The organism is Marivita lacus, assembly GCF_014637725.1.
In the GTDB taxonomy this organism is placed as follows: Bacteria; Pseudomonadota; Alphaproteobacteria; order Rhodobacterales; family Rhodobacteraceae; genus Marivita; species Marivita lacus.
On record NZ_BMFC01000012.1, the window covers coordinates 24,896 to 47,403 of the forward strand.

Sequence of the window (22,508 nt, forward strand, 5' to 3'; positions counted from 1 at the left end):
CCAGATGCCCACCCCACGCGAAACCATCCTGACCGCGCTGCACGCGCGGCTAGCGGCGCTGCCCGCCACCGCTCTCCGCGGCGAGGTGCTTCCTGAACGCGTGCCGGCCGGTGGCCTTCTGATCCTGCGCGACGGCGAGCCGGGAGAGCCCGAGGTGACGCTATCGCCGCTATGCTACCACTACCAGCACCGCGCCGAGGTCGAAGCGGTTGTGCAGGGTGCCGACCGTGACACCGCCTTCGACACGCTGACCGCCAGCATCGGCACGGCGCTCGCCGCGGATCGAACGCTGGGCGGGCTCTGCGACTGGGTCGAGGCGGAAGCGCCGCGTCCGGTCGATCTGCCAGTCGAGGGCACGGCCAACCTGAAGGCCGCCGTGATCTCGGTCGTCCTGCATTATTCTGCATCGGATGCGCTTGGCTGAAAAAGCATTGAGCCTTTGTCATTTCGACGAGCCGCGATGTCGCCACACGTCCATCCGACGGCGCGCGCGTATCATCATGGAAGATGTCATCGGCTGCAGGCGTGGAATATCCACGGCCAGCAGAAGGAGCCCGAGCGGCAGCATCCAAAACCCAAAGATCGGAAGTACGGCAAAAAAACTGCCAATGATGAGCGCGCACGCGATCGGGATTCGGAACTTGCGCAGACGCCCGTGCAAGAGCGGATCGATGACCCTGCGGGTCGCCGGCACTCGTCGCGACATTGCTTCGAACTGACGATGCAGTCTGTTTTGTTCGTCAATCTTCTTGGACACTCCAAGCCTCCTCTGGAGGAAAGGCAGTCACCTGCTGCCTGAACAATAACACCGCAAGAGAGCAGCGGTTTCCTTTTGAATTAGACCGGAGGACATCACCATGGCACGAGCCCAAGGGGCGCGGGCGCTGATGGCGCTTGCGTTCGAGACGACCTATGGAACGCCGCCTGTCAGCGGCTTCACCCGCATGCCCTTCGCCAGCACCTCGCTCGGCGCGGAGCAGCCGCTCCTCAACTCGGAGCTTCTCGGCTACGGCCGCGATCCGCTGGCGCCGATCAAGGATGCGGTGACGTCGGACGGCGATGTCGTGGTACCGCTCGATGCCGAGGCTTTCGGCTTCTGGCTGAAGGCGGCCTTCGGCACGCCCACGACCACGGGCGCGGAGGCCCCCTACAGCCACGAGTTCCAGTCGGGGTCCTGGACGCTGCCCAGCATGTCGATCGAGACCGGCATGCCGGAGGTGCCGCGCTATGCGATGTATTCCGGCTGCGTGCTGGACCAAATCACCTGGCAGATGCAGCGCTCGGGTCTGCTGACCGCCACCGCAATGCTGGTGGCGCAGGGCGAGACGGTGGGCACGACGACCAGCGCGTTCGGCGTACCCGCCTCACCCCCCGCCGCGCTGGAGCTGAAGCGTTTCGGCCATTTCAACGGCGCGATCACGCGTAATGGCTCGGCCCTCGGCAACGTGGTCTCGGCCGAGATCACCTATGCCAACAACCTCGACCGGATCGAGACCATTCGCTCGGACGGGCGCATCGACGGCGCGGACCCGTCCATCGCGGCGCTGACCGGCCGGATCGAGGTCCGCTTTGCCGACCAGACGCTGGTGACGCAGGCGATCAACGGCGAGGCCTGCGAGATGGAATTCGCCTACGTCCTGCCCTCGGGCGAAAACTTCACCTTCACCACACATGCCGTCTATCTGCCCCGTCCGCGCATCGAGATCTCCGGACCGCAGGGCGTGCAGGCGACCTTCGACTGGCAGGCCGCCCGCGACAGCGTCGTCGGCCGGATGTGCACCGCAACCCTCGTGAACGATGTGGAGACCTATTGATGCTGACGCTTGATTTGACGAACGCGCCGCGCTGGCATGACCTCGCGCCCGGCGTGCGGGTGCAGCTGCGCCCGCTGACCACCGCACTGATGGTGGCGACACGCAGCGATCCGGCCGTCGAGGCGGTGCCCGAGGAGGCCTCCGACGAGGAGCGCGCCGTCGCCTTCGCCAAGGCGCTGGCGCGGCGGGCGGTGCTCGCCTGGGAGGGCATCGGCGACGCCGACGGCAATCCCATCGATCCAAGCCCGGAGGCCATCGACGCGCTGCTCGATGTCTGGCCGATCTTCGAGGCCTTCCAGCTGACCTACGTCTCGAAGGGCCTGCTGCTGGAACAGGAAAAAAACGTCTCCGCGCTCTCGCCGAATGGTCCTTCGGCGGGGGCGAGCGATACTGCCAAGCCTGCACGCAAGCCTGCCCGGACTGCCCGGCGCGGCTGAACCGTCTCGAAACGCCGGAGGGTTGGCAGGTCTGGGACCTCGTCGGTCGTCTCGGCGGCCAACTGCGCGTCCTGCCTGGCGCCGTGATCGGCTGGGACATGTCGGCGGCGCTGGCGCTCGGCGACGCGCTCGGCGTGCCGCCGCTCGCCATGGCCGAACTGCTGCCCGTCATCGAGGCGGTGATGGTCGCCAAACTCAACGAACAGATGGATCACTCCCATGGCTGAGAAGAGGGTCAGCGTCCGCCTCGCGGCCGTGGGCGGACGGCAGGTGCGCGCCGAGCTGGAAGGCGTGGGCGAGGCCGGGTCGCGCGGTTTCGGGCGGCTGAGCCGGGAGATGGAGGCCGCAAACGCCCGGCTCGCGGCCTTCTCGCGGCGAGTGCGGATAGCGGCCGCCGCCGCAGTTGCAGCCGCTGCCGCCGCTGGTGTGGCGATGGTCCGGTCCGGCCTGAAGACGGTCGATGCACAGGCCAAGCTTGCACAGTCGCTGGGGACCACGGTGTCCTCGATTCAGACGCTCGAGCGCGCGGGCGAGCTGGCGGGCGTGTCGATGTCCGGCATCGAGCAGGCGACCAAGGATCTGACGCGTCGGCTCAGCCAGGCGGCCGCCGGGACCGGCCCTGCCGCCGACGCGCTGGACCGGCTGGGGCTCTCGGCCAGCGAGCTGATCGCCCTGCCGCTGGACCAGCGCGTGGGCGCGATCAACGCGGCGATCGAGAGCTTCGTGCCTGCCGCCGAGCGCGCGGCCGTCGCGGGCCAGCTCTTCGGCGAGGAAGGTTCCATCGCCATGTCGCGGATCGACACCGCGACGCTGCGCCAGGCGACGGAGGATGTCCTCGCCTTCGGCGTCGTCGTCTCCGAGCAGGATGCCGACCAGATCGAGCGGACGAACGATGCGATCTCCCGGCTGGGGTTGATCTGGCGCGGGCTGTCGAACCAGCTCGCCGTCGCAGCAGCCCCTGCGCTCGAAGCCGTCGCCAACGCCATGGCGGCAGTCGCCAGCCGCACCGGCCCGCTCGGCATCGCGATCCACGGCCTCTTCGACAACATCGGCCGCCTGACGACCTATGCCGCCACCTTCGCCGCGTTCCTCGCGGGACGCTGGGTCGCGGGCATGGCCGCTGCTGCGTTCTCGGTCCGTGGCCTCGCCACAGCGCTCGTCCTTCTGCGCGGCGCACTGATCCGCACCGGTATCGGAGCCCTGATCGTCGGCGCGGGCGAGCTCGTCTATCAGTTCACCCGTCTCGTCTCCGGAGCGGGCGGCTTCGGCGAGGCGATGTCGCTCCTGAAGGACGTCGCGGTCGAGGTCTGGGAGCGGATCAGAATGGGCGCGGCTGCGGCGGGCGCCGCCGCCACGGCGATGTTCTTCGACCTGAAGGCCGACGCCGCGTCGGGCATGCAGAGCGCCATCGAGAGCGTCGTTGCCTTCGGCAACACGGCGGCGAACACGTTTGAGGGCGCCTACGAGGCGATCAAGGCGATCTGGGGTCTGCTGCCCGCCGCCATCGGCGATCTGGCGTTCCAGGCGGCCAACAGCCTGGTTGACGGCGTGGAGGCGATGCTGAACGGCGTGGTCTCGCGCATCAACGGTTTCATCGGCGGCATCAACCAAGGGCTCGAAGCGCTCGGGTCGGAGCGCCGCATCACGCTGGTGCCCGACCTCGACCTCGGCGAGATCGAGAACCGCTTCGAGGGCGCGGCCAGTGCGGCCACGACGGCGGCGCAGGCGGCCTTCGATCGGGCCTTCGAGGACAACCCGCTCACCGCGCCCGATCTCGGCCTGACCGAGGCGGCGAACCGGGCGCTCGAGTCCGCGAACCTTTACCGCGGCGCGGCGCGCGATCTCGCCGAAAGAGCCCGCGCGCCGCTGGAAAGCTGGCAAGCGCTGCGCGACGCGGTGCGCGGTACCGACGAGGCCAGTGCCGATGCGCTGACCGAGGCCACTGGTGCTGCCGAGCGGCTGGAGACGGCGCTTGGTGAAGCCGGGCGCGCTGCGACAGGTGCGGGCGCAGCCGCCGGAGCTGCAGCCGCTGCGGCAGAGCCCGCAACCGAGGCGGCCGTCACCGGCTGGCAGGCGGTCGCCACCGCGCTGTCCGACTACGCCAGCAAGGCCCGCGAAATCGGCGGCGATATCGGCCAGAGCCTCGTCGGCGCTTTCCAGTCGGCCGAGACGGCCGTGGGCAACTTCGTGAAGACCGGCAAGCTGAACTTTCGCGACCTCGTCACCTCGCTGCTGGCCGATCTCGCCCAGCTCGCGGCGCGCCGCTTCATCCTCGGGCCGATCTCCAATGCGCTCTCCGGCGTGTTCTCCGGCGCGGGCGGCATCTTCGCCAACGTTTTGCATGCGGGCGGGATGGTCGGATCGGCCGGACCCTTGCGGATTGTCCCGGCCATGGCCTTCGCCGCTGCCCCCCGGATGCACGGTGGCGGCATGGCCGGGCTTCGCCACGACGAGGTGCCCGCAATCCTGCAGCGCGGTGAGCGGGTGCTGTCGCGACGCGAGGCGCAGAGCTACGGCGCGGGTGGCGGGGTCAACGTTACCATCATGGCCCGGGATTCCGAGAGCTTCCGGCAGTCCCGCACGCAGGTCGCGGCGGACATCGCTAGGGCGGTGTCGCTCGGGCGGAGGGGCATGTGATGGCGTTTCACGAGGTCCGGTTTCCCGACAACATCAGCCGCGGCGCGCGGGGCGGGCCGGAGCGCCGCACGCAGATCGTCGAGCTCGCCTCAGGCGACGAAGAGCGCAACGCCAGCTGGGCCAACTCGCGCCGCCGCTACGATGTCGCCTACGGCATTCGCCGCGCGGACGATCTGGCGGCGGTCGTCGCCTTTTTCGAAGCACGCAATGGCCGCCTGCACGGCTTCCGGTTCAAGGACTGGGGCGATTACAAATCCACCCTGCCTTCGCAGGCTGTTGTCCCAACCGACCAGATCATTGGCACCGGCGACGGCGAGACGACCGCGTTCCAGCTGGAGAAGCGCTATGTCTCTGGGGCACAATCCTGGTCGCGCGCTATCGCCAAGCCGGTGACCGGAACCGTGCGCATCGCGCTCGCCGGGGTCGAGCAGCCCTCCGGCTGGTCCGTCGACGCAACGACCGGCGTCGTCACGTTCAGCGCCGCGCCGGGCTCCGGCGTCGTGATCACCGCGGGCTTCGAGTTCGACGTGCCGGTCCGCTTTGACACCGACGTGCTCGACGTGACCCTCGACATCGAGAGGCTGGGCTCGATTACCTCCATTCCGCTGCTGGAACTGCGCCGTTGAAGGGAAGTCGAAGCAAGACGGACACCATCTGCGCCAAGGACGCGATCCACTACCTGGTCGGAGGCAGAGTGCGGATCGGTATCACATTGTTATCATGTCTTGGGGTGGCGTTTTTCAAGGCGTCCAGAAACGCCTCCAGTGAGACAACATCGAGGATCACCTGGTCCCCAACAAGATCGTTCCCGGCTGGCGGTTCACGGTCGGTTTGGTATCCGTCAGTCACCTTGAGTGTCATGAAAATGCCCCTCTGCCATCACCTCACCTTGCCGACCGTGATGGCGCAAAGTTCCGAATCCATCAAGTAAATATCATGAAAACCCTCGATCCCGATCTGCAGGCCCATCTTGACGAGGGCACGACGACGCTTGCCTGGTGCTGGCGGATCGCCCGCGCCGATGGGCTGGCATTTGGCTTCACCGACCACGACCGGACGCTTAGCTTCGACGGGACTGACTTCGAACCCGAGAGCGGACTCACGGCGTCCGAGGTGCGCTCGGGCTCGGACCTGTCGGTCGATGCGCAGGATGCAGAGGGCGTGCTGACCTCGGACCGGATCACCGAGACCGACATCCTGGACGGCCGTTGGGACAACGCGGAGGTTGAGGTCTGGCGGGTGAACTGGGCCGACGCGGGCCAGCGCGTGCTGATGCGGCGCGGGGCGATCGGGCAAATCAGGCGCGGGAGGCTGGCCTTCGTCGCCGAGGTGCGCTCGCTCGCCCATGTGCTGGGCCAGACGGTCGGGCGGACGTTCCAGGCGAACTGCGATGCCGCTCTCGGCGATGCCCGCTGCGGCGTTGATCTGGAGGACCCGTCCGTCAAGGGCACCGGTACCGTCATCGATCTGCTGCGTGACCGAGCCTTCACCGCCTCGGGGCTCGGCGGCTTCGTCTCAGGCTGGTTCACCTCCGGCATCGTCGAATGGACCAGTGGCGCGAACACCGGGCGGCGCACAGAAGTGCTGGGCCATGACGTCACCGACGGCGTTGCGGTGCTGACGCTGCTGGAACCGCCAGTGCGGACCATCACCGAAGGCGACACCTTCACCATCCGCGCGGGCTGCGACAAGCGCATGGAGACCTGCGGCGCGAAGTTCGCGAACACCGTGAACTTTCGCGGTTTCCCGCACATCCCCGGCCAGGATGCCGTGCTGCGCTACGCCACCAGGGACGGTGGACACGAGGGCGGCGTGTTGTGAACGCCGATCCGGACAGGGTGATCGCAGCGGCGCGGTCCTGGCTCGGAACGCCCTACCACGACCAGGCCAGCCTTCGGGGCGTCGGCTGCGACTGCCTCGGGTTGGTCCGAGGCGTCTGGCGCGAGGTGGTCGGCCCCGAGCCGTTCCCGATCCCGTCCTACAGCCGGGATCTGGGCTTGGTCGCCGGTCGCGAAGGAATCAATCGCTCCAGTGGAGCGATGGAAGGCGGACAAGGCCCGATAGGGCTAGTCGATGGCGCCCGGCGCATGATGATCGAGATTGCCTCGTTCGACGCCGATCCCGGAGCGCTGGTGCTGTTCCGCATGAGGCCCCGCGCGACGCCCAAGCATGTCGGGATCCTGACCACTCCCGACACCTTCCTCCACGCCCACGAGCGGCTCGGAGTGATCGAGGAACCGCTCACGCAATCCTGGCGACGGCGCATCGCCTACGCCTTTCTCTTTCCGCAACGCTGAGATCCCGAACATGGCCACACTCGTTCTCGGCGCGGCCGGTGCCGCCCTTGGCGGCAGCATAGGCGGCGCAATCCTCGGCGTCAGCGCGGCCACGATCGGCGGCTTTGTCGGCTCCACCGTCGGTTCGGTTGTCGACAGCTGGATCATCTCGTCGCTGGCGCCCACGCAACGCATCGAGGGCGCGCGGCTCGACAGCTTGCGCATCACCTCGGCCACCGAAGGAGCCGTGATTCCGCGCCTTTACGGCCGGATGCGCATCGGGGGCAACATCATCTGGGCCACGGATTTCCGCGAGGACACCAGCACCACGACCCAAGGCGGCGGCAAGACCGGAGGCGGCAAGGTCAAGACCACCGAGTATCTGTACTACGCCAGTTTTGCGGTTGCCTTGTGCGAGGGCCCGATCACCGGCATCGGGCGCATCTGGGCCGACGGCAAGCCGATGGACCTCACGGGCGTCACCTGGCGCTGGTATCCGGGCGACGAGGCGCAGACGGCCGATCCGTTCATCGCCGCGAAGATGGGCGCGGCGAGCACACCCGCCTATCGCGGCACGGCCTATGTGGTCTTCGAGGAGCTGGCGCTTTCCACCTATGGCAACCGCATCCCGCAGCTGAGTTTCGAGGTGTTCCGGCCGCTGGCTGACCCCGACACGGCCGAGGGGCTCACGCAGGCCGTCACCATGATCCCGGCCTCAGGCGAGTTCACCTATGCAACGACAGCGATCCGCAAGGGCGCGGCGGGCGCGCAGGTTCCGGAAAACCTGAACGCGCTAGCCGACTCCACCGACATGGTGGAGGCGCTGGACCGGTTGCAGGCGATGGCACCCAAGGTCGAGAGCATCAGTCTTGTCGTCGCCTGGTTCGGCGACGATCTACGGGCGGGATCGTGCAAGGTGCAGCCCGGCGTCGAGGTTCCGGAGAAGACCACCGACCCGCTGATCTGGAGCGTGAACGGTGTCGTCCGCGCCAACGCCTTCCTCGTCAGCCGCGACGATCAGGACCGCCCCGTCTATGGCGGCACGCCCTCCGACTTCGCAGTGGTCGAGGCGATCCGGGAGATGAAGGCGCGCGGTCTGCGCGTGACCTTCTACCCGTTCCTCCTGATGGATGTGCCACCCGGCAACACGCTACCGAACCCGTATTCGAACAACGCCGCCGAGACAGGTCAGCCAGCCTTCCCCTGGCGGGGGCGGATCACCTGTTCGCCTGCAGCGGGGTTCGCTGGATCGGTGGACAAGACCGCCACGGCCGCGGCGCAGGTCGCTTCGCTGTTCGGGCACGCCAGCCCCTCGGACTTCGCGGTCTTGGAGGACACGGTGTCCTGGACCGGCATTGCAGAGGACTGGGGTCTGCGCCGCATGGTGCTGCACTATGCCCATCTTTGTGCGGCGGCGGGCGGCGTCGATGCCTTCCTGATCGGCACCGAGATGCGCGGGCTGACCACGATCCGCTCGGACGCGTCCACCTATCCAGCGGTGCAGGCGCTCCGCGATCTGGCGGGAGATGTGCGCGCGATCCTCGGCGCAGGCACCGCCATCAGCTATGCGGCCGACTGGTCGGAGTATTTCGGCCACCAGCCGGGCGACAGCAGCAATGATGCCCTCTTCCACCTCGACCCGCTCTGGGCCGATCCGGCGATCGATTTCATCGGCATCGACAATTACATGCCGATCTCCGACTGGCGCGACGGGTTTGAACACTCGGATGCGAACGAGGGCTGGCCCGCGATCCATGACCGCGCCTATCTGCAGGCCAACATCGCGGGCGACGAAGGCTTCGACTGGTTCTATGCCAGCGGGGTGGACCGTTTCACGCAGATGCGCACCGCGATCACCGATGGCGCTTACGGGGAGCCGTGGGTGTTCCGCTACAAGGACCTGCGCAGCTGGTGGTCGGAGCCGCATCACGATCGCCCCGGCGGCGTGCGCCGGGCGCTGCATCCGGATGCGGCACAGCCCGACACATGGGTGCCGATCGTCGGCGCATCGGTCCTGTCCGAACCCGGCATCGTTCTCGACCGCTACGTCCATGCCGCCCGGATTGTCTCGAGCGGCAATGCAGGCGGACGGGCGCGGCTGAATACCAACCTCACCGTGACAGACGGCACGCGCTATCGCGTGACCGCCTGGTGCCAGCAGGGCAGCAGCTCCTCGGCGCGCATCCTGCTGGAACATCCCGGCGGCTACGCGGGGTTTCGGTATTATTTCAACGATCAGGTCATCCTGACACAAGGCCCGCACCCGATCACCGACATTGCGGTCAGGACGCATGGCAGCGCCGGGGATGTGTTCGAGCTTGCCTTCACCGTGGTGTTTCTGGGGGACGCAATCGTGCCAACGAGCTTTGGCCCGGTCTCGGCTGTGGCGGGAGAGATGGTCATTGCCCTGGCGCTCGATGTGCACGAGATCGGGGTCTCCACCACCGACTGGGTGCCGCAGTCCAAGCCGATCTGGTTCACCGAGCTGGGCTGTCCTGCCATCGACCGGGGCACCAACCAGCCGAATGTCTTTTACGATCCCAAATCGTCGGAAAGTCTCACACCGCATTTCTCGCGGGGCTGGCGCGACGACGCGATCCAGCGCGCTTATCTCGAGGCAACGTATCTCTGGTGGGGCGATGCCGCGAACAACCCGCTGTCCTCGGTCTACGGCGGCCGGATGGTCCACGTTCCTGAATGCGCCGCCTGGACATGGGATGCGCGGCCCTATCCGTTCTTCCCGGCGCTGACCGATGTCTGGACCGACGGCGCGAACTGGCGGCTCGGCCACTGGCTGACCGGTCGGTTGGGCGCGGTGTCGCTGGCAGCACTGGTCCGCCACCTCTGTCTGCGCGCCGGATTGCCCGAGGCGCGGATCGACGTCACCGGGCTCTGGGGCGCGGTGGAGGGTTACATCATCACCGCTCTCGAGAGCCCGCGCGCCTCGATCACCACGCTGTCGCGGCATTTCGGCTTCGACGCCGTCGAGACCGAGGGCGTGATCCGCTTCGTGATGCGCGGGAGGGCCTCCGTCGCCACACTCGCGCCTGACGAACTGGTGGCCGCGCGCGAAGGTGATGTGATCGAGCTCTCGCGCGGGCAGGAAACCGAACTGCCGCAGGCGCTGAAGTGGCAGGTCGCCCGGGCCGATGAGGATTACGACGCGGCACAGGTCGAGGCGCGGCGCATCACCGTGGATACGACCCGCGTCGCTCTGGAGAGCTTCCCGATGGCGGTGCCGCCCGAAGAAGCCGAGCGCCGCTGCCGCCGGGCGCTGATGGAGGCGTGGGTGGGGCGCGAAACGGCGGCATTCCGATTGCCGCCCTCGCGCCTGGCGCTCGATCCGGCGGATGTCGTCCGGCTTGATCATGACGGGCGGCTGGTCGATCTGCGGCTGGTCTCCATCGCCGACGCCGGGGCGCGCAGCATCGAGGCGGTGCGCCAGGACCGCGCGGTCTATGATCTGCCGCCCGGCGACGCCCGCCCGGTCTCGCTCTCACGCGCCGTGGTGTTCGGCGCGCTGGACGCGCTTCTGATGGACCTGCCGCAGCTGACCGAGGACCAGCCCGCGCATCGGCCGCTGGTCGCGGCGCATGCCGTGCCGTGGCCCGGCGAGATGGCGGTGTTCCGCAGCCCCGCGACCGATGGGTTCGAGTTGCTGACAACGGCTCAGTCCCGCGCCAGGATCGGCACGCTGGTCTCGGACTTCTTCGCGGGGCCGACGTCGCGCTTCGATCTCGGCAATGCGCTGGTGGTCGATCTGCTCACCGGCACGCTGGAAAGCGTCACGGACCTGACCCTGTTCGGCGGGGCGAACGCGCTGGCCGTCGAGAGCGCGGCGGGCGTCTGGGAGATCGTGCAGGCGGGTGCGGCGGAACTGCTGGCGCCCGGCCGGTATCGACTGACACGCCTGCTGCGCGGCCAGCGCGGGACAGAAGGCGCGATGGGGAACCCTACACCTGCTGGCGCGCGGGTCGTCGTGCTGGACAGCACTCTCGCGTCCCTGCCGATTGCCGAGGCCGATGTCGGCATCCCGTGGAACTGGCGCATCGGCCCGGCCAGCCGCCCGGTGAGCGACGAGACCTATGTGGCGCAGACCTTCACGGCTGAGGGCGTTGGGCTGCGGCCGTTCTCCGTCGCCCATGTGGAGCAGCCGTGGCGCAAGGCGCGCAGTCCCGGCGATCTGACAATCCGCTGGACGCGTCGGTCCCGGTCGCTCGCGGCCGACAGCTGGGGCGGGCTCGAGGTGCCGCTTGGAGAAGAGCTCGAAGCCTACGAGGTCGAGATCCTCGACGGCGCGACGATGAAGCGGGTGTTGAGCGCGATCACGACCAGCGCGGTCTACACGGCCGCTCAGCAGATCGCCGACCGGGGCGCGCCGCTCGACCCCGGCGATACGCTCGACATCCGCATTTTCCAGCTCTCCGCCCTCGTCGGTCGGGGCACGCCGAAAACCGTCACGCTCAAATTCTGAAGGAGAGCGCCCCATGTCCGACGCAACGATCCATCTCCTGCTGCCCTACATACTCGCTGCACAGGCCCAGAAGCACGTCACCCACAATGAGGCGCTGCGGCTCATCGATGGGCTTGTCCAGCTCTCCGTCCTCGACCGGGACCTGACCGCGCCGCCCGGCAGCCCCGCCGATGGCGACCGCTACATCGTTGGGTCGGGCGCGACCGGCGACTGGGCGGGGTGGGACCTGAACGTGGCGCTCTGGACGGACGGGGTGTGGCTGCGTCTGCCACCGAGGACCGGCTGGCGCGCGTGGGTCGAGGACGAGGGCCTGCTGCTGGTCTACGATGGTTCCAGCTGGGTCGGGACCACGCCGGCCGCGCTGCAGAACCTTGCGCTGCTTGGGCTCGGCACCACGGCCGATGCGTCGAACCCGTTCTCGGCCAAGCTGAACGCCGCGCTCTGGACGGCGAAGACCGCGGCCGAGGGTGGCACCGGCGATCTGTTCTACACCATGAACAAGGAGGCTGCGGGCGACGATCTCGGCCTCACGCTTCAGACCGGCTTCATCACGAAGGCGCTCGTCGGGCTCTTCGGCTCCGACCGCTTTCGCCTCGCGGTCTCAGCTGACGGCAGCACCTTCTTCGACGGGCTGAGCGTCGACAACGCCACCGGCATCGTCGACCAGCCCCGGCTGCCGCGGTTCAAGGCTTACAGCAACTACGACAATTACGTCGGCGTCGGGACCTGGACGAAGATCGGTCTGAACAACACCGACTATAACGATCAGGGGGCGTTCGACGCCGCGAACAACCATTTCGTGGCCCCGGTCGACGGCACCTACCTCTTCGGCGCGACGCTGCTCTACAAGGCGGGCGCCAGCACAACGGCCCGCATGCGCGGGCGACTTGTGCTGAACGGTTTGAGCGAAATCCGCGGCTCGCTGGGAGAAATCAGCGGCGATCACGTCTCGCTCGCCACCGCGCTCTGGCTGCAGACCATGATGCCGCTCAGCGCGGGCGACACCGTCGAGCTGCAGGGGGATTTCCGGGTCACAGACGGCTACTTCGCCGCCGATCAGACGTCCTTCTGGGGCTGCAAGGTCGGCTGAGCGGCAGAGGGAGGATCCGATGACACCACCCAGATCAGACCAAGGCTTCGTGCGCATGCCCGACGACGAGTTCGAGGCCATGCTGGCTCGTGCGGCCGAGAAAGGCGCCAAACGCGCGCTGGCCGATGTCGGGCTCGACGGCGACGAAGCCGCTCTCGATATCCGCGACCTACGCTCGATGCTGGATCTTCTCCGGCTGGTGCGCCGCACCGCCGTGCAGACGGTGGTCCGTGCGGTGACCACGGCGGTTCTGCTTGCCCTCCTTGCTGGCATCGCCATCAAGATGAAAGTCTTCGGTGGCAGCCCGTAGCCGCGCCCCATACCCACTCATCACTCCAACCGCACCCGCCCTCGAGGCGGGTTTTTCGTTTTCGGAGGACCCCATGACCACGACCTTCCACCTCCATTGGCGCGACGTGCCGGAAAGCGCCTGGCGCTGGACCAATTTTTCGCCCGCCGAGATCGCCTGTCGCGGTACCGGCAAGCTGCTCATCAACGCACCCGCCCTCGACAAGCTGCAGGCGCTGCGCGACCGGCTGGGCAAACCGCTGATCGTGCGTTCCGCCTATCGCAGCCCCGAGCACAACCGCGCCGTCGGTGGGGCAGGGCGGTCCAAGCATCTCGACGGTGCCGCCTTCGATATCGCAATGTCGAACCACGACCCGGTCGTGTTCGAGGCGGCGGCACGCGAAGTCGGGTTCCTCGGCTTCGGCTTCTATCCGCGCTCGGGGTTCATCCATGTCGATCTTGGCCCCGCGCGCCAGTGGGGCGAGCGGTTCCCGGTACGGGCAACTGCCTTCGCCGATGACGCGCCACCCGCGCGCGAAGTGCTGGCGGACAGTCGCACAATGAAGGGCGGCGGGGCAGCAGGAGTGGCCACGCTTGGCGCGGCCGGGGTCGAGGTGGTCCATAGCGTTATGGCCGAGACGCAGACCGCCATCCTGCCGCTGGTGCCATATTTTGACACACTCCGCTGGGTGTTCATCACCGTGGCGCTCGGGGGGATCGCAGTCACGATCTACGCCCGGCTTGACGATTGGAAGCGGGGGCGGCGGTGATCGCCGGGCTTCTTACCGGGATCGCCGCCACACCATGGGCGAGGGCAGCTCTTCGCTACGCTGCGATCTCTCTCACCGTCGTCCTGTTCCTGCTGTCGATCCGCCGCTCTGGCGAGCGCGTCGGACGCTTAGCGGAACGTCTCGAAACCACGGAGAAAAGCAATGAAACGCAACGCCGGATGCTGGAGGCGGCGGCTCGTCGTCCTCACAATCGCGACGAGCTGGGTGAGCGGCTGCGCGACGGAGAGTTTTGAACCAAACGGCGTGGCACTATGTCCGCCAGTTGTGGAATACAGCCGCAAGTTTCAGGCGCAGGCAGCCGAGGAACTGGAACTGTTGCCAAATGGCTCGGCCGTAGTCGAGATAATGCGTGATTACGCCGTGATGCGGGGCCAGGCGAGAGCGTGTCGATGATAATGACAGCGTGCTAGCTGGCAGTTTAGACCTTATAAATATCAACCTTGGTTTCCAAGCATTTTCGTAGGCTTAGATCATGCACCCCAACCTCAAACCAACTCATGGGACGCTGATAAAAATCAAGACCCCGGCCAATTTTAATGACCCAGCCGTTGTCTAGCCGAATTTCACGATCATGCATATTTGCGTTGAGTTTGACATCAAGAATGACATCCACTTCCAGCAAGCTTTGCTTCAAGTCATCAAGTTTCTCCTGTATTTCCGCGAGCTGTGTCCGATCATCATATCCGGTGACGAGCTCAATCTTCTTTACCGTTCCAGATTTAAGTACTGTCTCGCAGAACCTGACGAAATTTTGGATTTGATGCTGGAGTCGGATATAGGGATCTTCTATCACCACGGCCTTCGCACCGAAAAGGTATGGTCCAATAATCGACTCGTAACTGTGCCCCGTGTCTCCATACATTATCGTGAAGTGCTGTTCGTGAGCCCGGGGCTGACTGGAACTTGTTTCGCTTGGCGCTGCTGGTGTTTGGCTATTCGAAACTTCAGGGGTGTGGTTGCTCGGTGCTTCTTTTTCATCGGGTTGAGCTTCAGGCTGCACAGAAACGTTCAGCCTTCTCCTTGTTGGCTCCTGGGTAGCTGCCGCGTCTTTCGACTCCGGACAGTACACAACCACTTCTGATCCATCAGAAGTAAAGTAGGAGAGATTAATCAAGGCGAACTCATCATCTGGTTTGCGCTTGTTCATCTGTTCCTTCACCCGACGACGGCATTCGGTGGCATACGCTACATACTCTTCGAATTCCTGATTGCTCGGCATACCGTTCGGATGAAGTATTTTCAGAAACGCTGCTACTGTTTTCTTGATGCCCTTCTCGTCACGCCCCTCAACAGCTTTGCCAAGGCGAATGCGGCGGTTCACCTCTTCATATCTGTTCGTATGCTTGAATTGATAGTGAAATGCCTCAGCAAGGTAGTCGGTGATAAATCCATATCGGCTGGTCAAAAATGAGCTGCTGTTCTTAGGAAACTCCCAGCCTGGGATATATGCTGCGAACCGATCCATGATCGCCAGATCAAGTTCAGGTGGTAGCGGTTGAAAAAGGTCGTATTCTGTCGAATTAACGACCTGGCTCACTGACAGGTCGATGTTGCCTACAAAACTGAGACTCGCATCCGCAATGACTTCCGCGCCACGCGAAAACCGTCCATTCGCCATGAAGTCCTTCATGATTTGGATCGTATCCGGATCACGGACCTTGATCCCTCCAACTTCGTCAAATGCAACGGTGTCCCAGTAACCGACCAAGCCAACTTTGCGACGAGCGTTGTTATAGAAGAGCGTTGCTTTTGTTGCCTGGCCGCCAGATATGAGCGTGGCGTAGGGCGAGAATTCACTGAAGAAATAAGACTTTCCGGTTCCGCGAGGGCCCAACTCGATATAGTTGTAGTTGGGCTCTACAAGCGGAGCCAACCGAGCCACGAAGTGCATTTTAACCCGTTGAGAAAGCTTGGACGGTTCCAGACCGACCGATCTCATGATGATGTTGATCCAATCGTCTCGCGTGAATTCGCTGCGGCCATTTGTGTACTGCTGGAAGTCGAAGCGTGAGAGCTGAATTGGGCGCAGGTCTTCTATATAGAACGCGTAATCATCTTCTTCGATGTCGTTATGTGAAAGTGTAACCTCGGCCCAGATTCCGCCCTCTAGAAGCCTCTCATTGTCACGATAGAATTTTTCGCCTATTGCAATCCTCTGTGAATTGAAGTTTTCCAGTGATGCCCAGTGCCTTTTTTCCTTTTCAACGTATCTGACATGAACCTTGTCAATGAAACGGTGTTTGCCCTTAGTCGCAACTTTAGACTGCGCAGCATTGGCTTCATCGGGCCTTACATAATTGTCCTGAAGCGTTGCAAGCACGGCCTCCATGCCCGCGTCCATTTCCGCCTGATCGTCGCTTGCACAATAACGAGCCAACAGAAACTCAAGCACGAATGTGGGTACGTTTGTCCCCTTCTTGATCCGATGAAGCAGGTCTTTTCGCACCACCTTTCCATCGAATGTTGACGTGAGGCGCTGATCCAGTTCGTCCATGTCGTTCATACGGTATAGTCCGTCTCAAGATTAAGCGTGCTTAGGCTCGCTAAAGTTGTTGGGTTCAAGGCCTTTATCGAGAATTTTCCCTCAAAGTCGGGATCCATTCGCAGTGCAATCTGTTTCCGCTGTCCCGGCGTTAGGGTGATTGTACGTGTGGCGGGATTTACATCACCGCCCGCTCGCGGCTCACCAACCACATTTCCTTTTCCGTTTTGGGCTTCAATTAGAACCTCAACGCTTTCTTCTTGAGAAAACATATCGTCAGAAACCAAGGCAATTTCCACAACGGGTACTCGCGTCGTAATTCGTTTCGCGCCATTTTTGTATTTGAGCTCGACGGTCATCTTGGTTGCGCTCGAATGTTCTTTACTATCTAGGCGCGCGACAATCACAGGTACAACTGACTCCGCCAAGGAGGCTCCGCCGTGGAAGTAAAGGTGGCCTGCCCTGTAGGGAGCCATGCTCTTGGGCAGAGCAACCTGGGCGAAGCTGCCTCGGATGCCCAGCTTCTCCGAGTTCAAAACAACACTATGAGAGTCGCTGTTTCCGTTCCCAAGCAGGGCTCTATCATGCGCATTAACCGGCCAATTCCCTTGTGGCTTAGTGCAAACGTCCCCGGCTGCAGCATGACCATTGAGAAAAAAGCCATGGTCTGTGACGATCACGGCCTCTTTGAATCCCATTCCACGCAGCTTGTGCAGGGCAACACGAATGAGCTTCAATGTGCTGGGTATCAAGCCGAGGGTGGTCTCAGGATTGCTCTCGAGCTGACTGTCGATCTCGGTTGATCGCAGCACTAGAAGATCAACGGTGGTCGTTATCTTTGGCTTTCCGCGAACAAAGTCGCTCAGTGGCATCTCCTGAAACCGATCACCAAGCTTCTTTCGAAGCACGTCCATGCGCTGGCTGACGTTCCCAACCTTGGCCGTTCCCAGTTTTGGCGCCAGCGCCTCGCCTTCCATCTCGAGCGACAGCTGTGTTCTGGCTCCAGGAAGAAGGCTGGCCATACCGACAAGGGTTATCGTCGGCAATTGGGCGTAGGCCGCCTGCAGCTCAACTGGCCCGTCTTCAGACAGCTGCTTTTCAAGCGTTACGCCGAGCTCGTACCGCAGGGCGTCGACCATGAGATAAGCAACTTTTCTTCCATTTTCTTTCAGACGGTCAGCCAGTATTCGGTCATAGACGTCTGCATTTGCCAATCTGCCTTCCGGAGGCCAACCGGCGTCCTCAATATGCCTAATGAAGATTGCCTGGACCTTTTCAGCCAGGCGACGATACCGGGATCGGGCTTGGTCAATGACTTCGTGCATGATGCCGTGGGAGTCGAGAAAGTCGCCAACCGCCTGTTCAAATTCGCGTTGAAGACGGTCCGCTTCTCGCAGGCTTCCTAGGTAGAAATCCAGCAAATCAGCTTGTGATCGGGCGTGTTCTGGTAGCTGGCGTTCGTTGTCGTCGCAGCATTCGATCAGCGCTAGGCCGGTGCGGATCAACTCCCACTGCGCCTGGCTTTCGCCTTTGCCCAGCCAGACAGAATCCTTATGGCGGCTTATGATGCTGCGGGTCGTATCCGTCTCGTTGGTCGAGATGCCCTTGATTGCTGCCTTGAGGAAGGTGCGCTCCTCGAATGGGAACGTGTCGCGATCACCAAGGTCATCGATGTCGCGGCACTGCTCCGGAAGAGCGAGTTCAAGCTCAATTGCCTCTGCGCGCTCAATGTAGGTGTCACGAGTTGCAGGATTGGTGCGGAGGCGATCGCACACATCCTCGATGATCGGCTTCGCTTCGATTGGCGAGTGTGGAACGCCCTTGAGTGATTCAGGCAGGGGAACCGGCAGATCAAAGACAAACTCGCTGAAGAGAACGAAACGCCAGAGTTCATCGGCGATCGACGTCCAGGTCTTGCCTCGTGTTTTGACGCTCATCCCCAGGGTCGCGCGCAGGAACTCCCTGGCTTCGTCACTCCAGCCTTCTTGCGACTTGAGGGCGTCGGCTTGCTTGGCGCTCGGCGACAGAAGCGCCGTTAGGATTTCGCGGCCCGACTCGACCCGAAGCGCGGCCCGGAGCTGCGGCCAGCTGGCGCCGCCGCCAATCGCATCGATCACAGAAAAAGACGGGCCATTGGGCGAGCCTGCGAAGATGCGGCGAATTTCGGTCGCATGGTCCGGCTTCGCGCGCAGGCAAAGGCTCAGGTAGTCGTCACCATCGTCCTGGGGAAAGACCGCTCCACTTTGTGCATAGATTGAGAAGGGGTCAGCCTGCTTTTCTTCATCGGATTCCGTGCGCCGCTGCGGAACATAGACCACCAGCGCGTCAATCTCACGCGTGGTCTTGCCGACTTCACGCAGAGCCATGATCGCTTCCTGGCGGCTCTCGATACTGCTTTCAGAGGCGTCGATCACACGGATGCGGTCATCGCCAAGTCCCAAGCACAGGTCGTGGTACCGGTGATCAGGGTCGTAGACGACCATGCAGCCCGCCTTAAGAAGGCGTTCGCGCATAACGTCACGGATGAAGGCGGCAATACTCATGCGTTACCCATTCTTCTTGCGGCCGCGGGCCTTTGTGGGTTTGGGGTCTGGCTCGACGTAGAGGTGTTCCAGATCGTGGGCGATGGCCAGCGACTTGTCGGTCTTGCACTTTTCACGCACGCGGTCGGGCCAGTAGGCCAGGGCGAGGTGGGCCCAGTCGTAGTCGCCTTTTTCCAGCTTGGCCCAGGTGTCTTTCAGGATCTTCTGCCAGGGTTTGTGGCGGAAGAGCTGCCAGAGCGGGGCGGCGGTGATCTGGACGCCGTCGTCGTGGTTCGGGCGATAGGTCGGGGCGATGGTCAACAGGGTGTCGCGCAGCTCGATCAGTTCGAGCTCGAGGGTCTGGAGCGCCTCGAAGGTTTTCTCGTCGTCGCGGGACCGGGCGCTCCCTATGGAGCGCAGGGCGGCAACGTCCTGGCCGACCTGCTTCAGCTTCGGCTCGATGAAGTCGTTGACGGCGCTGAAGAGGGTCTGGTCGGTCAGGCTGGGGTAGTAGAGCCACAGAGTGTAACTGCCCGAACTGGTTGAGACCGGCCAGTAGATCGGGGCCTTGCGACGTGCGATCGAGTATTTTGCCAAATGGGATTTAAAGAAATCTCTTTGCATCCAGCGACGTACATCAGCTGGCACAGGGACAGCGACGAGAGCAAGCACTTCCTCGATCAAGCGAGCGAGATCATGTCTGTGCCCCTGGTCGTCGACCAGGATGCCAAAATATGGATGGTACTGTTCCGCACCACTTGGCAACATGCCCGGACTTGTAGAGGGCACTTCCCCAAAGAGATCTGGCTCCCGGGGGATCTCCCTTTCCCCAGTAGCTAAACGAAAGTCAAACCGTCCAAATACTACTCCGGCCGCCCACATTCGTGTATCCTCGCTTGAAGGAACATATGGAACCGGTAGAGCTGGGTCATCGAGCCATTGTTCCACCTCCGCACTTAGAGATATTGCAGTGCGAACCGTTTTTTCTATCTCCGCCACTAACCTTTCAATTTCATCACTGTCTACCTCTTCGTAGAGCGGATTTATCTCTGAGGGGAGAATGAAATATCTCGATGACTCATCCGAAAAATGGGTTCGTCTTGTTCGTATAGCTATCTTCTGAGCTCTTTCCCCTAGAAAGATTTTTTTCTCGACGTCAAACTTCGGAATTGGAATGGAGCCGATCGCTTTCCCTTGCTTGTGAAGGCCGCAAGTATCCCTGACAATCGACCCAATAAGTCCAGAGTTCAGAATGGCTATCATTGGCAAAAGATCGTTTTCAGAATCAAGGAGAACGGCTTTGCCTTCGCGAGTTGGCACATAGCCACTCGGCAATGGAGAAACATGGAATCGTGACGACTGCTTTGGAAACGACAACCCTTTCAAAAAATACTGGTCTGTTCCAGATTGATCGTACGGGCGCCAAGGGTCTGACGAAGTCATATCTGTCCATTGGAATCCGTTTGTTGCTCGCCAATCGGCAACGCCCAGGTCTTCGCGCCAAAAAGGAGAAAAATCACCTCCGTTGGCTAAGCAAACCCAACGTCCATCTGGTCCAGTATCCTCGGGGAGAACCTCCACCCACGCACGGAAGGTTCGTTCCGCTTTGTTAGACCCCAACCCTCTTGGCAGAACTGACATTGCATCTAGGGGGTCACATGCTCGGTACAGCTCAAGAATTTCGTTTGGAATTGAATATGCAAGTACTTGCTTCGGCAGGCGCCCGAAGGTTTCTCGTGTGCGCCAAAGCCACTGATTTGACTGAGGCAGAATGGCCGATGCTTTGTCTTCTACTTCCCGTGCGTCGACAAAAGCGCACATTTCAATCGGATTGGGCCCGGTTGCAAATGCACACACTTGGACGTTCGCGTCCAGCACACCCCATCCTAGATCCGCAAGCGCACTGATGGGTGTCTGTGAGTTAATTAGACACTCTCTGAAGGCCTCGAATGTTGGCTGGACTACAAATGTTCGATCAGTAATAGCTCCAATAAATGGAATTCCCATAGAGCTCAATCGGTCAAAAAACGCGGTATAAAGGTTCGAAATCGAGTACGCCGCGCCGTATGATGAGTACGTTGGTGGCGGCGCTCCGAACGGGGGATTCATTACTGCAACGTCAAATTGTAGATCAGATAAATCCACCAACCTTAGACCTTGTAAAGCGTCGCCCGCGAATAGTCGATCTTGGTAGGAGGTATTAGCAGAGCTCGTAAACTCAGCTAGGGCCTCGCGCAACCGAGCCTCCGCTTTTTGCCATTGGTCGGTGTCTGTCTCGCGAAACAGCTCGCCATGCTCACCAAACACTGTGCGCACGAGGGCAGGCAACTCGTTTTCAACCTGCAACAGCACCCCAAGCTCTGGCAGGCCCTTGAGCAGGAACAGCGTCTTTTCGAACAGCTCTGCATCCAAGGGATCAAGCTCTTCCATGAACCGCTTGCGCAGGTCCACCTCGGCCGGGGGCGCGACCGCCGCCACCACATGCCCACGCCCCACCTGGGGCCGGTCCTTGGCCTTGACGCCCGCCTCATGCCAGGCGCGCTGCGCCCGCAGCCACAGCGCCAGCGACGCGATCTGCGCCGCGCGCGGGTCGATATCGACGCCATAGATGTTGTGCTCGATGATCAGCCGCGGCACGTCGTGCAGGAACGTGTCCTGGTCAGCATAGGTCTGGCTGAGCGGTTTCAGATCCGCGCTGCCGCCGGTCTCGGTATCCAGGCAGCCGGGGCCATGGGTCTGCTCCCACGCCCAGGCCTCACGGTAAATCTCCAGGAATAGATCAAAGGCGTAGAGCCCGAAATGCATCGACCCGCAGGCCGGATCGAGCAGCTTGATCGTGCGGGGGTCGCGTAGGCGTTTGGCGGGTTCGGGTTGTTCGTCCGGTTTCACCAGCAGATATTGGCAGCGATCGCGCAGGCCGGTCTGCCCGCCCGTCCAGTTGAACCAGAGCCGCCCCAGCGTGTTGTCGACCAGGAATTCCACCACATAGCGCGGGGTGAAGAACTGGTTGCGCACCGCCAACTCGCGGCTGTTGCGCGGCGCCTGGGAGGCATCGCGCATCTTTTTGCGCTCTTCCTTCGAGTTGAAGTACTGGTAGATCCAGCCGATCGTCTCATCCTCGGCCCAGAGCGGTTCGATCTCGCCGTGGTTGATGAGGGTGAGGACCTGGATGAGTGCTGACTCACGCGGAAACAGCCGACCCTGGGGCGAGAAGCGGTCGAAGAGCCCGGGCAGATCCTGTGACAGCTCGTCAAAGACGCTCTGGAGGTAGATGCGGTAGGCGTCGCCGGTTTCACCCAGGCCGGTACCTGCTAGGCGGATGTAGAGCTGGAACCCCTTGGCCTGGTATCCGTTGCCGACGGATTCCATGAGCAGCCCGCGGGCCTCGGCCATCCTGAGGGCCGCGAGACGGTTCAGGACGGTGAAGGCCTGTTCGCGCACGATGCGGTCGAGCCCAGCCTTTGTGTCGGTGTCCGCGCTGGCGCAGTAGTGAGCCAGCGTGTCGCGCAGGATCCGAGCCGTCTCGCGCTGTTGGTCGTTGATGTGGCGCAGGCTTTCGAGCGGGGAGGCCGTGCCGGAAATCGGATCCAGCCCGTAATCATTTTGGAGCTGACGGGTGAATTCTTCTTCCAGCGTGCGGCGTACGTCGGTGACGAAGCGTTGGAGGCGGTTACGTGTGGACTGATCAAACGCCATC

At 63.0% G+C, this 22,508-nt stretch carries 16 protein-coding genes and 2 pseudogenes; 14 read left to right on the plus strand and 4 right to left on the minus strand.

What is annotated here, in order from left to right:
• Positions 1–4 precede the first annotated feature (4 nt).
• Complete coding sequence (locus tag IEV82_RS18130; RefSeq protein ID WP_188483490.1) at positions 5–424, plus strand: acyl-CoA transferase; 420 nt, start codon at positions 5–7, stop codon at positions 422–424.
• Positions 425–442: 18 nt separating this feature from the next.
• Here IEV82_RS18130 and IEV82_RS18135 read toward each other — a convergent pair whose 3' ends face one another.
• The gene (locus IEV82_RS18135; RefSeq protein ID WP_229747909.1) at positions 443–757 is read right to left on the minus strand and encodes a tryptophan synthase subunit beta; all 315 of its coding nucleotides are present in this window, start codon (positions 755–757) and stop codon (positions 443–445) included.
• Positions 758–857: 100 nt separating this feature from the next.
• On the opposite strand from IEV82_RS18135, the gene IEV82_RS18140 reads away from it, so the two are divergent.
• The 13 genes and pseudogenes from IEV82_RS18140 to IEV82_RS18200 all read left to right on the plus strand — a co-directional run bounded on the left by IEV82_RS18140 (position 858) and on the right by IEV82_RS18200 (position 14,040).
• Positions 858–1,814 (plus strand): phage tail tube protein, encoded by a 957-nt coding sequence (locus IEV82_RS18140; RefSeq protein WP_188483491.1) that lies wholly within the window; start codon positions 858–860, stop codon positions 1,812–1,814.
• Positions 1,814–2,251, plus strand: a complete 438-nt coding sequence (locus IEV82_RS18145; RefSeq protein WP_188483492.1) for a phage-derived protein YdaY family protein — start codon at positions 1,814–1,816, stop codon at positions 2,249–2,251. The genes IEV82_RS18140 and IEV82_RS18145 overlap by 1 nt, the downstream gene beginning before the upstream one ends.
• Positions 2,252–2,334: 83 nt before the next feature.
• Positions 2,335–2,478, plus strand: coding sequence for a DUF7697 family protein (locus tag IEV82_RS23720; RefSeq protein ID WP_165093516.1), 144 nt, complete (start codon positions 2,335–2,337; stop codon positions 2,476–2,478).
• Entirely contained in the window at positions 2,471–4,888 is a 2,418-nt protein-coding gene (locus tag IEV82_RS18155) for a phage tail tape measure C-terminal domain-containing protein (protein WP_188483493.1), read from the plus strand. Before IEV82_RS23720 ends, IEV82_RS18155 begins: the two co-directional genes overlap by 8 nt.
• Positions 4,888–5,514: a DUF2460 domain-containing protein gene (locus tag IEV82_RS18160; protein ID WP_188483494.1), complete on the plus strand. Its 627-nt coding sequence runs from the start codon at positions 4,888–4,890 to the stop codon at positions 5,512–5,514. Before IEV82_RS18155 ends, IEV82_RS18160 begins: the two co-directional genes overlap by 1 nt.
• A 310-nt stretch (positions 5,515–5,824) precedes the next feature.
• Positions 5,825–6,709, plus strand: a complete 885-nt coding sequence (locus IEV82_RS18165; protein WP_188483495.1) for a phage/gene transfer agent baseplate hub protein — start codon at positions 5,825–5,827, stop codon at positions 6,707–6,709.
• Positions 6,706–7,185 carry an NlpC/P60 family protein gene (locus tag IEV82_RS18170; protein WP_188483496.1) on the plus strand — a complete coding sequence of 160 codons (480 nt, stop codon included), beginning with the start codon at positions 6,706–6,708 and terminating at the stop codon, positions 7,183–7,185. The genes IEV82_RS18165 and IEV82_RS18170 overlap by 4 nt, the downstream gene beginning before the upstream one ends.
• Positions 7,186–7,195: 10 nt before the next feature.
• A pseudogene (locus IEV82_RS24190) lies at positions 7,196–9,160 on the plus strand (baseplate multidomain protein megatron); the annotation flags it as partial.
• Between the two features lie 433 nt (positions 9,161–9,593).
• A pseudogene (locus IEV82_RS24195) lies at positions 9,594–11,638 on the plus strand (phage tail protein); the annotation flags it as partial.
• A 13-nt stretch (positions 11,639–11,651) separates the two neighbouring features.
• The gene (locus IEV82_RS18185) at positions 11,652–12,728 is read left to right on the plus strand and encodes a DUF2793 domain-containing protein (RefSeq protein WP_188483497.1); all 1,077 of its coding nucleotides are present in this window, start codon (positions 11,652–11,654) and stop codon (positions 12,726–12,728) included.
• Positions 12,729–12,747: 19 nt separating this feature from the next.
• Positions 12,748–13,038: a DUF6127 family protein gene (locus IEV82_RS18190; RefSeq protein ID WP_188483498.1), complete on the plus strand. Its 291-nt coding sequence runs from the start codon at positions 12,748–12,750 to the stop codon at positions 13,036–13,038.
• A gap of 73 nt (positions 13,039–13,111) precedes the next feature.
• Positions 13,112–13,786, plus strand: coding sequence for a YcbK family protein (locus IEV82_RS18195; protein ID WP_188483499.1), 675 nt, complete (start codon positions 13,112–13,114; stop codon positions 13,784–13,786).
• Complete coding sequence (locus tag IEV82_RS18200) at positions 13,783–14,040, plus strand: hypothetical protein (RefSeq protein WP_188483500.1); 258 nt, start codon at positions 13,783–13,785, stop codon at positions 14,038–14,040. The genes IEV82_RS18195 and IEV82_RS18200 overlap by 4 nt, the downstream gene beginning before the upstream one ends.
• Positions 14,041–14,225: 185 nt before the next feature.
• Here the strand turns inward: IEV82_RS18200 and brxL are convergent, their stop codons facing one another.
• Genes brxL through IEV82_RS23735 form a run of 3 tightly spaced genes read right to left on the minus strand, consistent with a single transcriptional unit; the run spans position 14,226 to position 22,507 of the window.
• Positions 14,226–16,310, minus strand: coding sequence for a BREX system Lon protease-like protein BrxL (gene brxL / locus IEV82_RS18205; RefSeq protein WP_229747912.1), 2,085 nt, complete (start codon positions 16,308–16,310; stop codon positions 14,226–14,228).
• Positions 16,307–18,832, minus strand: coding sequence for a PglZ domain-containing protein (locus IEV82_RS18210; protein ID WP_188483501.1), 2,526 nt, complete (start codon positions 18,830–18,832; stop codon positions 16,307–16,309). Before IEV82_RS18210 ends, brxL begins: the two co-directional genes overlap by 4 nt.
• Before the next feature lie 3 nt (positions 18,833–18,835).
• Positions 18,836–22,507, minus strand: a complete 3,672-nt coding sequence (locus IEV82_RS23735; protein ID WP_229747913.1) for an Eco57I restriction-modification methylase domain-containing protein — start codon at positions 22,505–22,507, stop codon at positions 18,836–18,838.
• Position 22,508 lies beyond the last annotated feature (1 nt).